This is a genomic window from Pseudomonas sp. RtIB026 (assembly GCF_016861355.2).
Lineage (GTDB): Bacteria > Pseudomonadota > Gammaproteobacteria > Pseudomonadales > Pseudomonadaceae > Aquipseudomonas > Aquipseudomonas peradeniyensis.
Map to the genome: position 1 here is coordinate 838,825 of NZ_AP023348.2, position 12,134 is coordinate 850,958.

The 12,134-nt window shown below is 65.3% G+C and carries 13 protein-coding genes; 7 read left to right on the top strand and 6 right to left on the bottom strand.

Features of this window, described 5'->3' with window-relative positions:
- Complete coding sequence (locus PRtIB026_RS03840) at positions 1 to 666, bottom strand: FKBP-type peptidyl-prolyl cis-trans isomerase (protein ID WP_203648946.1); 666 nt, start codon at positions 664 to 666, stop codon at positions 1 to 3.
- A gap of 224 nt (positions 667 to 890) precedes the next feature.
- Between PRtIB026_RS03840 and PRtIB026_RS03845 the strand changes: the two genes are divergently transcribed.
- Positions 891 to 1,973 carry an AlgP family protein gene (locus PRtIB026_RS03845; RefSeq protein ID WP_203648944.1) on the top strand — a complete coding sequence of 361 codons (1,083 nt, stop codon included), beginning with the start codon at positions 891 to 893 and terminating at the stop codon, positions 1,971 to 1,973.
- Here the strand turns inward: PRtIB026_RS03845 and PRtIB026_RS03850 are convergent.
- Positions 1,949 to 2,428 carry a TIGR02444 family protein gene (locus PRtIB026_RS03850; RefSeq protein WP_203648936.1) on the bottom strand — a complete coding sequence of 160 codons (480 nt, stop codon included), beginning with the start codon at positions 2,426 to 2,428 and terminating at the stop codon, positions 1,949 to 1,951. The two genes, PRtIB026_RS03845 and PRtIB026_RS03850, sit on opposite strands and share 25 nt — an antisense overlap.
- Positions 2,429 to 2,478: 50 nt before the next feature.
- Here PRtIB026_RS03850 and PRtIB026_RS03855 point away from each other — a divergent pair, with 50 nt between their 5' ends.
- The 3 genes from PRtIB026_RS03855 (at position 2,479) to PRtIB026_RS03865 (ending at position 5,873) form a co-directional block, all read left to right on the top strand.
- Entirely contained in the window at positions 2,479 to 4,389 is a 1,911-nt protein-coding gene (locus PRtIB026_RS03855) for an ATP-binding cassette domain-containing protein (RefSeq protein ID WP_203648933.1), read from the top strand.
- Complete coding sequence (locus tag PRtIB026_RS03860; RefSeq protein ID WP_203648924.1) at positions 4,389 to 4,976, top strand: mechanosensitive ion channel family protein; 588 nt, start codon at positions 4,389 to 4,391, stop codon at positions 4,974 to 4,976. Before PRtIB026_RS03855 ends, PRtIB026_RS03860 begins: the two co-directional genes overlap by 1 nt.
- Positions 4,977 to 5,240: 264 nt before the next feature.
- On the top strand, positions 5,241 to 5,873 hold the full coding sequence (locus PRtIB026_RS03865; RefSeq protein ID WP_203648922.1) for a LysE family transporter: 633 nt from the start codon (positions 5,241 to 5,243) through the stop codon (positions 5,871 to 5,873).
- A gap of 91 nt (positions 5,874 to 5,964) precedes the next feature.
- On the opposite strand, the gene PRtIB026_RS03870 is transcribed toward PRtIB026_RS03865, so the two are convergent.
- Together PRtIB026_RS03870 and PRtIB026_RS03875 are read right to left on the bottom strand one after the other, a co-directional pair.
- Positions 5,965 to 6,717 (bottom strand): slipin family protein, encoded by a 753-nt coding sequence (locus PRtIB026_RS03870; protein ID WP_203648914.1) that lies wholly within the window; start codon positions 6,715 to 6,717, stop codon positions 5,965 to 5,967.
- A gap of 3 nt (positions 6,718 to 6,720) precedes the next feature.
- Positions 6,721 to 8,064 carry an NfeD family protein gene (locus PRtIB026_RS03875; protein WP_203648912.1) on the bottom strand — a complete coding sequence of 448 codons (1,344 nt, stop codon included), beginning with the start codon at positions 8,062 to 8,064 and terminating at the stop codon, positions 6,721 to 6,723.
- Positions 8,065 to 8,160: 96 nt separating this feature from the next.
- Between PRtIB026_RS03875 and PRtIB026_RS03880 the strand changes: the two genes are divergently transcribed.
- From PRtIB026_RS03880 to PRtIB026_RS03890, 3 genes are all read left to right on the top strand, one after another.
- Entirely contained in the window at positions 8,161 to 8,619 is a 459-nt protein-coding gene (locus tag PRtIB026_RS03880; protein WP_203648910.1) for an aminoacyl-tRNA deacylase, read from the top strand.
- 60 nt (positions 8,620 to 8,679) lie between these two features.
- Complete coding sequence (locus PRtIB026_RS03885; RefSeq protein WP_203648908.1) at positions 8,680 to 8,922, top strand: DUF2789 domain-containing protein; 243 nt, start codon at positions 8,680 to 8,682, stop codon at positions 8,920 to 8,922.
- A gap of 70 nt (positions 8,923 to 8,992) precedes the next feature.
- On the top strand, positions 8,993 to 9,631 hold the full coding sequence (locus PRtIB026_RS03890) for a hypothetical protein (RefSeq protein ID WP_028688591.1): 639 nt from the start codon (positions 8,993 to 8,995) through the stop codon (positions 9,629 to 9,631).
- Between the two features lie 6 nt (positions 9,632 to 9,637).
- Here the strand turns inward: PRtIB026_RS03890 and PRtIB026_RS03895 are convergent, their stop codons facing one another.
- Complete coding sequence (locus PRtIB026_RS03895) at positions 9,638 to 10,075, bottom strand: CBS domain-containing protein (protein ID WP_203648906.1); 438 nt, start codon at positions 10,073 to 10,075, stop codon at positions 9,638 to 9,640.
- A gap of 298 nt (positions 10,076 to 10,373) precedes the next feature.
- Complete coding sequence (locus PRtIB026_RS03900; protein WP_203648905.1) at positions 10,374 to 12,104, bottom strand: dipeptidase; 1,731 nt, start codon at positions 12,102 to 12,104, stop codon at positions 10,374 to 10,376.
- Between the last annotated feature and the right edge of the window lie 30 nt (positions 12,105 to 12,134).

Below are 12,134 nucleotides of genomic sequence, written 5' to 3' on the forward strand. Positions count from 1 at the left end.
TCAGTTGGCCACGTCCAGCAGTTCGATCTCGAACACCAGTGGGGTATAGGGTGCGATCAGGTCACCCGCACCGTCGGCGCCATAAGCTTGCGCCGACGGGATCACCAGGCGCCATTTCGCCCCCGCCTTCATCCGTGGCAGTGCCACCTGCCAGCCCTCGATCACCGAGTCCAGCTTGAACCATTGCGGTTGCAGGTTCTGGTCGAACACCGTGCCATCCGGCAGTTTCCCCACATAGCGCACCTGCACGCGACCGCTGGCTTTGGGTTGCGCGCCGCTGCCGCTGGCCAGTTCGCTGTAGAGGATGCCCTCGGGCAGCTCGCGTACCCCGGCCTTGGCCCGCTCGCCGGCAATGAAGCGTTTCTCCGCTTCCACCAGCTTGTCCACCTGGGCCTGTTCGGCGGCGGCGTTGGCTTGCGTCTCGTGCTGCTCGAGGATGGCCTGCATGCGTGACTTGGCAATGCGTGGCGGCTGGCCCTGGTAGGCCTGGCGCAGGCCTTCGACCAGGGCGTCGAGCTGCAGGCCGGGGACTTCCTGGCGCAGGCGCTCGCCCAGGCTGGCACCAAGGCTGTAGGCCAGGTCGCTGTCGTTGGCGGGGGCGGTTTCGGCGTTGGCCAGGGAGAGCGGCATCACCAGGCACAGGCCCAGAATCAGATAACGAGGCATGGACGGTTCCTGCGGTAAAGAGCGCAAAGTATGCCAGCGTTGTTGGGCGAAGATGTGTAAATATCGGCAGTGCACTAATGGGCAACTACACTTGTTTCCAGCTGCAAGACAACAACTTTGCCCAGGCATGCAACGCGGCGCTACTGAGACTGTCAACATGCCCTAGCGGCGGTAGCAGCAGAAGCATAGTATGAGCCGCACTCTCGTCAGCCAGGAGGTAAACCATGTCGGCCAAGAAGAAAGCAGTCAGTACGCCGTTGCACCTGCTCCAGCAACTTTCGGGTAGCTTGCTCGAACATTTGGAAGATGCCTGCTCCCAAGCGCTGGCGGATGCCGAGAAACTGTTGGCCAAGTTGGAAAAACAACGTGGCAAGGCCCAGGAGAAACTGCATAACGCTCGCCTGAAGTTGCAGGACGCCGCCAAGGCCGGTAAAGCCAAGGCTCAGGGCAAGGCGCAAAAAGCCGCGGGTGAACTTGAACACTTGCTCGATTCGCTCAAGGATCGCCAGGCCCAGACCCGAACTTACATCCAGCAACTCAAGCGTGATGCCCAGGAAAGCCTGAAACTGGCCCAGGGTGTTGGCAAAGTGCGTGAGGCGGCCGCCAAGGCCCTGGACTCGCGTACTGCGGCACCGAAAGCGGCCGCGAAACCTGCTGCCAAACCAGCGGCCAAGCCTGCTGCGGCCAAGGCCCCGGCGAGGACTGCAGCCGCGAAACCTGCCGCCAAGCCAGCGGCCAAACCGGCTGCTGCCAAGGCTCCCGCGAAGACCGCTGCAGCGAAACCTGCCGCCAAGCCAGCGGCCAAGCCTGCTGCTGCCAAGGCACCGGCGAAGACCGCCGCCGCGAAACCTGCGGCCAAGCCAGCGGCCAAGCCTGCTGCCGCCAAGGCACCGGCGAAGACCGCCGCCGCGAAACCTGCCGCCAAGCCAGCGGCCAAGCCTGCTACTGCCAAGGCCCCGGCGAAGACCGCCGCCGCGAAACCTGCTGCCAAGCCAGCGGCCAAACCAGCTGCTGCCAAGGCACCGGCAAAGACCGCTGCAGCGAAACCAGCAGCCAAACCAGCGGCCAAGCCTGCTGCCGCCAAGGCCCCGGCCAAGCCAGTAGCGGCCAAGCCTGCCGCCAAACCTGCAGCCAAGCCAGCAGCCAAACCGGCCGCTGCCAAAGCTCCGGCCAAGTCTGTAGCCAGCAAGCCAGCCGAAAGCAAGCCAGCCACGCCGACCGCCAGCGCCACCCCGACGCCTGCGACCAGCGCGGCCACGCCTGCGGCAACCGCCACACCGGCTCAGTCGCCGACTTCGGCGTCCTGAAGCTCACGGGCCGCGGCGCGCAGCTGATGCAGTGCGTCGTGGTCCCGGGCCTGGTCCGGCGCCAGCCGGGTCAGCCAGTCCTGCGCGGCGCCCGCTTGCGCAGGCCACTCGTGCGCCAACGCCTCCAGACGCTCCAGCAAGGTGCGTTCAGCCTGCAACTCCAGCGCCTTCACCTGCTCACGCATCACGCTCAGTTGCGGGTCGGCCAGCGCCTGCTCGCGCCATTGCCGGCGTAGCGCGCGCAGCGGCGTCACCACATCGCGTTGCCAGGGGCCGGCCAGGGCCTGCAGGGCGGCGATCCGCTGTTCATCGGCGGCCACGCCGCGGGCCTGCAGCCAGGTGCCGCAGAGCAGCAGGCAGACATCGCCGCCCAGTTCCTGGAGGGCCAGGCTGGCAGCCTCGACGCCTGGCCGGGCATACAAGGCCAGGGCGTGATTCCACAGGTCGGTGTGCATGGTTTCACTCGCGCCAGTGATCGGCGAAGCTGGTAGACTCCGCGACCATCATGATCAGACTATCGAACCTCACTTTACAGCGTGGTCCCCAGCGCCTGCTAGAAGGCGCCGAGATGACCCTGCACACCGGTCACAAGGCCGGCCTGATCGGCGCCAACGGCGCTGGCAAATCCAGCCTGTTCGCCCTGCTGCGCGGTGAGCTGTCGCCCGATGCCGGCGATTGCCTGCTGCCCGGCGACTGGCGCATTGCCCACATGCGCCAGGAGGTCGACACCCTCGACCGCATCGCCGTGGACTATGTGCTCGACGGTGATGCCCGCCTGCGCAAGGTCCAGGCGGATCTCGCGGCCGCCGAGCAGGCCCACGACGGCACCGCCCTGGCGCGCCTGCACAGTGAGCTGGACAGCGCCGACGGCTACACCGCCGATGCCCGTGCGCGCAAGCTGCTGGCCGGCCTGGGCTTCAGCAACGAGCAGATGGACCGCCGCGTCGGCGACTTCTCCGGTGGCTGGCGGATGCGCCTGAACCTGGCCCAGGCACTGATGTGCCCGTCCGACCTGCTGCTGCTCGACGAGCCCACCAACCACCTGGACCTCGATGCCATCCTCTGGCTGGAGGAGTGGCTCAAGGGCTACCCGGGCACGCTGCTGCTGATCTCCCACGACCGCGACTTCCTCGATGCCGTGGTCGACCATGTGCTGCATGTCGAACAGCGCAAGCTCAATCTCTACAAGGGCGGCTACAGCGCCTTCGAGCGCACCCGCGCCGAACGCCTGGCGCAACAGCAGCAGGCCTACGAGAAGCAGCAGGCGCAGCGCGCGCACATGGAAAAGTACATCGCCCGTTTCAAGGCCCAGGCCACCAAGGCCCGCCAGGCGCAGAGCCGGATCAAGGCCCTGGAGCGCATGGAGGAGTTGTCGGCGGCCCATGTCGATTCGCCGTTCGACTTCGTCTTCCGCGAGTCGGAGAAGATCTCCAGCCCCTTGCTCGACCTGTCCGAAGGCCGCCTGGGCTATGGCGACAAGGCCATCCTCGAGAAGGTCAAGCTGCAACTGGCGCCGGGTGCGCGCATCGGTCTGCTTGGCCCCAACGGCGCGGGCAAGTCGACCCTGATCAAGAACCTCGCCGGCGAGCTGCAGCCGTTGTCCGGGCGCCTGGTGCGCGGCGAGAACCTCGCCGTCGGTTACTTCGCCCAGCACCAGCTCGACTCGCTGGACGACAAGGCCAGCCCGCTGCTGCACCTGCAGCGCATCGCCCCGGGTGAGCGCGAGCAGACCCTGCGCGACTTCCTCGGCGGCTTCGACTTCCACGGCAACCGTGTCGATGAGCCTGTGGTGAATTTCTCCGGTGGCGAAAAGGCCCGCCTGGCCCTGGCGCTGATCGCCTGGGAGCGGCCGAACCTGCTGCTGCTCGACGAACCGACCAACCACCTCGACCTTGAGATGCGCCTGGCGCTGACCATGGCCCTGCAGGAGTTCGCCGGTGCCGTGGTGGTGGTGTCCCACGACCGTCACCTGCTCAAGAGCACCACCAACGACTTCCTGCTGGTGGCCGATGGCAAGGTCGACACCTTCGACGGCGACCTGGACGACTACAGCCGCTGGCTGGTGGAGTTCCGCCAGCGCAACGCGCCGGCCAGCTCCGCTCCGGTGAATCCGGACAAGACCGACAAGAAGGCCCAGCGCCAGGCCGCCGCGGCCTTGCGCCAACAGTTGGCCCCGCACAAGAAGGCGGCCGACAAGCTGGAGACCGAACTCAACCAGGTGCACCAGCAACTGGCCGAGATCGAAACGGCGTTGGGCGACAGCGGTCTGTACGAGGCCTCGCGCAAGGATGAGCTGCGCGACTTGCTGGCCCGCCAGACCAAGCTCAAGCAACGCGAAGGCGAGCTCGAGGAAGGCTGGATGGAAGCCCTGGAAACGCTGGAAAGCATGCAGGCCGAGCTCGAGGCGCTGTCCTGATGGAGGAGCTGCGTTCGCTGCTGCCCGGGCAGTGGATGGACACGTTCTGGCTGGGGCTGCAGATCCTGCTGATCCTGATCGCCGCGTTCATCCTGCAGCGCATGGTCGCCCGCGGCCTGCGCAGCCTGGGCGAACGCTACCCGTTGCCGCACGAACTGATGGTGCCGGTACGCGGCGCCCTGCGCTGGCTGATCATGGGCAGCGCGCTGCTGTTCGTGCTGGAGCGCATGGGGGTGTCCGCCACGGTGCTGTGGACGGCGTTATCGGGCTTTGTCGCGGTGGCAGCGGTGGCGTTTTTCGCCATCTGGAGCGTGCTGTCCAACCTGCTGTGCGCGGTGCTGATCTTCACCGTCGGGCCGTTTCGCATCGGCGATGTGGTCGAGCTGGTCGATACCCTCGACAAGCCGGGGGTGAAAGGCCGGGTGATCGCCATCAACCTGCTGTACACCACGCTAATGGAAACGCCGGAGGCGGGTGGGGCGCTGGTACAGGTGCCGAACAGCCAGTTCTTCCAGATGGCGGTGCGCCGTTGGCGGGGGGCTGAAGTACCTGCTCCAGCCATAGACCCGGCCATCGAGGCCGATTAAGTCTGGCTCATTCGTCTGTAGGAGCGGCCTTGTGCCGCGAATGGGCCGCAAAGCGGCCCCGGCAACGTTGCCAGTACTGAAATCTTGGGGCTGCTTCGCAGCCCATTCGCGGCACAAGGCCGCTCCTACAGGGAACGCGCAGGTCGGCGTGGTCAGCGGTTTACCCGCGAAGAGGCCTGCTGAGACACTGCAAAAACCACTGGTTATTTTTTCGCCAACACCTTAGTTTAGCGGTTTGCAAAAGCTGTTCGAGCGAGGTGTGCGATGTCGATGGAAACGTGGTTGGCCTTCTTTGCCGCGTGCTGGGTGATCAGCCTGTCGCCGGGCGCCGGGGCCATTGCCTCGATGTCCAGCGGGCTGCAGTACGGTTTCTGGCGTGGTTACTGGAACGCCCTGGGCCTGCAACTGGGCCTGATCGTGCAGATCGCCATCATCGCCGCCGGCGTCGGCGCCATCCTCGCCGCGTCGGCCACTGCCTTCCAGGTCATCAAGTGGTTCGGCGTCGCCTACCTGGTCTACCTCGCCTACAAGCAATGGCGCGCCCTGCCTATGGACATGAGCGACGAGTCCGGTGTGCGGCCGATCGGCAAGCCGTTGAGCCTGGTGTTCCGCGGCTTCCTGGTCAACGTCAGCAACCCCAAGGCGCTGGTGTTCATGCTGGCGGTGCTGCCGCAGTTCATCAACCCGCACGAGGCGTTGCTGCCGCAGTATGTGGCGATCACCGTGACCATGATCAGTGTCGACCTGCTGGTGATGGCGGGCTACACCGGGCTGGCTTCGCGGGTGCTGCGCCTGTTGCGCACACCGAAGCAGCAGAAGCGTCTGAACCGCACCTTTGCCGGGCTGTTCATCGGTGCGGCGACGTTCCTCGCCACTCTGCGCCGGGCGCCGATCTGATCAATCGCATGAAGCCATTCGCGGGTAAACCCGCTCCCACAGGTACGCCACTGTCCTGGAGAGGAGTGGTATACCCGCGAATGCCGCGCCGCTATTTCTGCTTGTCCACCAGCCCCTTGAGCAGATCCATCGGCATCGGAAACACGATGGTCGAGCTCTTGTCCCCGGCGATTGACCCCAGCGTCTGCATGTAGCGCAACTGCATCGCCCCCGGCTCCTTGCCCAGCATCTGCGCCGCCTGCATCAGTTTCTCCGACGCCTGCAGCTCGCCTTCGGCATGGATTACCTTGGCCCGTCGTTCGCGCTCGGCCTCGGCCTGGCGGGCGATGGCGCGGACCATCGACTCGTTGAGGTCGACGTGCTTGATCTCGACGTTGGCCACCTTGATGCCCCAGGCGTCGGTCTGCGCGTCCAGCACCTCGCGGATGTCCGAGTTCAGCTGCTCGCGCTCGGCCAGCAGTTCGTCCAGCTCATGCTTGCCGAGCACGGCGCGCAGGGTGGTCTGGGCCAGCTGGCTGGTGGCGGTGAGGAAGTCCTCGACCTGGATGATCGCCTTCTGCGGGTCGAGCACGCGAAAGTACAGCACGGCGTTGACCTTGACCGAGACGTTGTCGCGGGTGATCACATCCTGGGGCGGCACGTCGAGGACCACGGTGCGCAGGTCCACGCGGACCATCTGCTGGATACCGGGAATCAGGATGATCAACCCTGGGCCCTTGACCTGCCAGAAGCGCCCGAGCTGGAACACCACGCCGCGCTCGTACTCGCGCAGGATGCGCAGGGCCGACAGCAGCAGTATGCCCAGCAGCACCAGCACGGCGCTGAATCCGAATTGCATGAACATCGTCTACTCTCCTTGCGCCGTGGGCGCAGTGGCGCTGACCTCCAGCGTCACGCCATGACGGGCCGTTACCCGCACGTGCTGGCCCGGCTGCAGCGGTGTCGCGCACTGCGCCTGCCACTGTTCGCCCTGGGCCTGTACCGAGCCGCAGAACGGGTTGTCCGCGCGCACCTGGGTCACTGTCACCAGGCTGCCGACCAGCCCGACATCGCCGCTGACCAGGGCGCGCTTGCGCGCCTTCAGCGCCATGCCCAGCACGCCACCGAGCAACAGCGCCGAGAGCACCGCCAGGCTGATGATCAGCGTCAGCGGAATGCCAAAGCCAGGGGCGTCGGTGTCCATCAGGATCACCGCGCCGACCACGAAGGCGACGATGCCGCCGAAGCCGATCACCCCGAAACTGGGCAGGAACGCCTCGGCGACCATGAACGCCACCCCGAGCAGGATCAACGCCACCCCGGCGTGGCTCACCGGCAGCAATTGCAGGGCGTACAGCGCCAGCAGCAGGCAGATGCCGCCGACCACGCCGCCGACCCCGGAGCCCGGATTCATGAATTCGAACAGCAGGCCGTACACGCCGATCATGATCAGGATCAGCGCCACGCTGGGGTTGGTGATTACTGCCAGCAGGCGAGTGCGCCAGTCCGGCAGGTGCTCCACCACACTGGCTCCGGCGGTCTGCATTGATGCTGACTGGCCGGCGACGGTCAGCGTCCGGCCATCGAGCTGGCGCAGCAGGTCGGGCAGGTCAGCGGCGACCAGGTCGATCACTTTCAGCCGCTGGGCTTCGCTGGCCGACAGGCTCACCGCCTCGCGCACGGCCTTTTCCGCCCAGTCGGCGTTGCGCCCGCGCAGTTGCGCCAGGCCACGGATGTAGGCCGCGGCGTCGTTGATCTGCTTGCGGGCGAGAGTGTCCTGTTCGTTGTTCGCGGCGGGCTTTTCGTCCTTGCCGGGGACGCCGATCTGTACCGGCGTCGCCGCGCCCAGGTTGGTCCCCGGGGCCATGGCCGCCACGTGGCTGGCATAGAGGATGTAGGTGCCGGCGCTGGCCGCCCTGGCGCCACCCGGGGCGACGTAGGTGGCCACCGGCACGGGGCTGGCGAGAATGGCCTTGATGATCTGGCGCATGGCGCTGTCGAGCCCGCCGGGGGTGTCGAGGCGGATCACCACCAGTTGCGCGCCCTGGGCCTGGGCCTGGTCCAGTCCGCGCAGCAGGTAGTCGGCGCTGGCCGGGCCGATGGCATCGTCGACGCTCAGCAGCCACACGTTGCCGCCGGGCGCGGCCTGGCCGCCCGGGGCGAAGCCGAGGATCAGTAGCAACAGCAGCACGCACCAGCGCCGGGCGATCACCTGTCGTCACCTCATGCGGACCTGTCCTTGAAGTTTAGCCGTGGCTGCCGGGCCACGGCCTAAACTTGAGGGTGGGGGCAAAACCGGAGGTGCATCATGCGTATGGCCAAGACCCTTCAGCAGCGCCTGGACCAGGCCAACTGCGACTACGACATCATTCCCCATCCCCATTCGGCCACCAGCCTGGAGTCGGCGCGCACGGCCGGCGTACCCGCCGAGCGGGTCGCCAAGTCGGTGATGCTCGATGACCGCCATGGCAACTACATCATGGCCGTGCTGCCGGCCAACCGGCATCTGGACATGACCGAGGTGCGCATGACCGGTGCCTGGCAGCTGACCCGCGAAAGCAACCTGCCGAGCCTGTTCGGCGATTGCGAACGCGGCGCCATCCCGGCCCTGGGCGACGCCTACGACATTCCCATGCTGCTCGATCGGAGTCTTACCCGCCAGGGTGATGTCTATTTCGAGGCAGGTGACCACGATCACCTTATCCACATGAGCATGGAGCAATACTTGAAACTGGTGCCGCACGCCGAAGTGCGCGAATTGAGCTGATGCTCGCAACCCACGCCGGGCTGGCGTCGTGGACGACCGGCCCGGTCATAGGAGTGAATCATGGAAGCGCCGATCCACAAGTTTTCCGAACTGTTCAAGCAACTGGGGCTGCCGGACGATGCCAAGAGCATCGACCAGTTCATTACCAGTCATTCGCCGTTGAAGAACGAGATCAAGTTGGTGGATGCACCGTTCTGGACCAAGGCCCAAAAAGACTTCCTGGAGGAAAGCATCAAAGAGGACGCCGATTGGGCGGTACCCTTCGATCAACTCAACGAAGCGCTGCGTCGCCCCCGCAAATAAAGCGCCGAGCGGCACCTGATGGGTGATCGGGCCGTTGCTATGCTCAGGGAAAACAAGAGGGGATGGCGCAATGAAAGATCCCTACGCACCGGGCTTCTGGTGCACCGTGACGATCCTGGGCACCCTGACCGCCGGCTACTTCTACGGTATCCGGCACACCCACACGATGAACCAGGCCGTGCAGTTTCTCTATGCCGCCGCCGCCGTGACCGCGGCGGTGGCGTTGTGCGGCCTGGCGTGGATCGCCTGGCAGCAGCTGCACCTGAACAGACGCGAAGTCGCCCAGGGGCGAACGTTGCTGACCATCTGGAACACCAAGGTCGCCCTGCGCCGGGTCGAGACGGTGTTCGACCGTTATTTCTGGGGCAGCTACTGGCACTCCGGGCGCACCTTCGAGGAGGTGATGGGCGAGCTCAAGGGCACGCCGCTGGAGCAGAGCCTGGACGCCCTCAAGCGTCAGTGCCGGGAACTCGACCGGGAAGTGCACGACCATCACCATCACTGGCTGGCCAACGCCCGCGACCTGTCCAGCGTGGCCACGGCCATGGCCCGCGAGCGCTATCAGCTGGACCTGTGCGACGCGCCGGCCCGTGACGGCGGCAACACCGCCGTGCTCAACCGGGATCTGGAAGTGCTGGTGTACACCTGGTCGGCGCGCCTGCGCAGCTTCGACCATCAGCTGGACGAGCTGGAGCGCGCCTATCACTGAGCAGGGTCATTCACCGCGGATGTATTGCTCTAACTGGACAATCTGGTTTGCCTGCTCAGCGATGATCTCTTTAACCAAGTCACCGATCGAAAGCAGGCCGATGAGCTTGCCGTTTTCAACCACGGGCAGGTGACGCAGGTGGCGGTTGGTCATCAGGTTCATGCAGTACTCAAGGTTCTGCTTGGGTTCCACGGTGATCACAGGGGCGCTCATGATCTCGTGTACCTTGGTGAATGGAGATGAGCGCCCCTTGAGTACAAGTTTACGGGCGTAGTCGCGTTCGCTGACGATCCCTACCACCTGGTCATTGTTCACCACCGGCAAGGCGCCGACATTTTTCTCCGCCAGCAGCTTCAAGGCATCCAGCACCGAGTCATCAGGGCCGATGGTGTAGGCGGTCTGGTGCTGGGACTTGGCTTTGAGGATTTGTTCGACGTTCTTCATACGGGCCTCTGTGGGTGGAAACGCGACGTGTCGGAGTAAATAAAGCATCCGGCACGGCGCTCTGCACGGCAATGCAGGAAACGGCATCGAGGTGATTGAAAAACGTCATCGCGTCCACCAGGGCGCGCTGCAGCCCTTTAGCGGCACAAGGCCGCTCCTACCAGGGCGCGGTCGCCTGTAGGAGCGGCCTTGTGCCGCGAAAGGGTCGCAAAGCGACCCCGGCAATCTTGAATCGGAGCGGCCATATCCCAAAAATCGCAAAAACCTTGAAAGGGACGGACCTAAGGCGACGAGAACCTCAGAGCTTCGGCATCTGCCCGATCCGCGCCACCATCTCGCTGACGATCTGCAGGTCGAGCATGAACTGCTCCACGGTCTTGAACTCGTTGTCGTTGTGCCCGGTGTACTTCACGTCCGGCATGGCCAGGCCGAACTGCACGCCATTGGGCAGGTCATGCACCGAGGTGGCGCCGGCGGAGGTGCCGTACTCGTGCTTCATGCCCAGGTTCTCGCTGGCCACGGCCAGCAGGGCCTTGACCCATTCGCCCTCGGGGTTGCGGTACATCGGCTCGTCGAGGGTGTAGTCGAAGGCCACCGGGGTCTTGCTCTTGGCCTTCCACGCATCGAGCTTGCCGGCGATCTCGCCCTTCAGGGTGTCGAGCGACTTGCCCTTTGGAATGCGCAGGTTCACGGCCAGCTTCAGCGCCTTGTCATCCAGGCCGACGAAGGTCAGCGAGGTGGTCAGCGGGCCCATGAAGTCGTCCTTGAAGCCGACGCCGAGCTTGTTGCCCAGGTAGTCCAGGCCCCAGTTGTCGGCGGCGTAGCGGGCGGCGTCGGTGATGTGGTTGTGCTTGAGCGGTACGTCCTTGCCCAGGCCGTTGAGGAAGTCGAGCATGCGCGCCACCGGGTTGACCCCGGACTCGGGCTCGGAGGAGTGCGCCGACACGCCGGTCACGGTGAGCAGCACCTGCTTGCCGTCGACCTTGGCGTCGATGCTGAAGTCGCCACCATGGCGTTTGACGTAGGCCGCGCCGGCCTTGTTCAGCGCCTTGGCCAGGTCGGCCGGCTTGTCGCCGGTCAATGTCGCCACCGAGCTGCCGGGGATCTGGTTGGTGGCCAGGCCACCGGTGAGGTTGATCACTTCGGCGCCTTTGCCGTCACCGGCACGCTTGGCGAAGGTGGCCATGACGGTGCCATAGCCCTTCTCGGCGATCACCACCGGGTAGCCGCCATCCAGCGCCAGGTTGTAGTCGGGGGTGGCGTTGCGTTCGAAGTAGTAGGGGATGGCGTCGCCGGTGGTTTCCTCGGTGGTGTCCACCAACAGCTTGAACTGGCGCGCCAGCGGCAGCTTCTCGTCCTTGGCCACCTTCAGCGCGTACAGCGCGACGACGATGCCGTTCTTGTCGTCCTCGGTGCCGCGGCCATACATGCGGTCGCCCACCAGGGTGACCTTGAACGGGTCGAGCTTGGTGCCGTCCTTGAGCTTCCAGTTTTCCGGAGTGACCGGTACCACGTCGGCGTGGGCGTGGATGCCGATCACTTCCTTGCCTTCACCGAGGGTGATCTCGTAGACACGGTTGTCGATGTTGCGGAACGTCAGGCCGAAGCCCTCGGCCAGGGCCTTGATCTTGTCGGCGATCTTGATGAACTCAGGGTTCTCGTGCTGCGGCACACCCTCTTTGCGAACGGTCGGGATTTCCACCAGCTCGCGCAGGGTTTCCTTGGCGGCCTTGCCGTACTTGATGCGGGTGTAAAGGCCCAGCAGGCGGTTGATCTCGTCCTGCTGCTCGGCGCTCAGCGGCTTGCCGGCCAGGTACAGCTTGAGGGTGTCGTCCAGCTTGGCGGCCTTGGCCAGGTCGCTGCCGGCCAGCTTGCCGAGGAACTGCTTGAAGTCGGCCGGGTCGCTGCCGTCGTAGGCCTTGATGATGGCGGCGGACTGCTGCTGGGAGAGGTTGGCCTGGGCCGGGATCGAGAACATGGCCACGCTGGCCAGCAGGAGCGATACGGCGGATAGCTTGGTGAAGGGCATGGGTGTGGGCATTCCTTTGCAAGGGGTGGA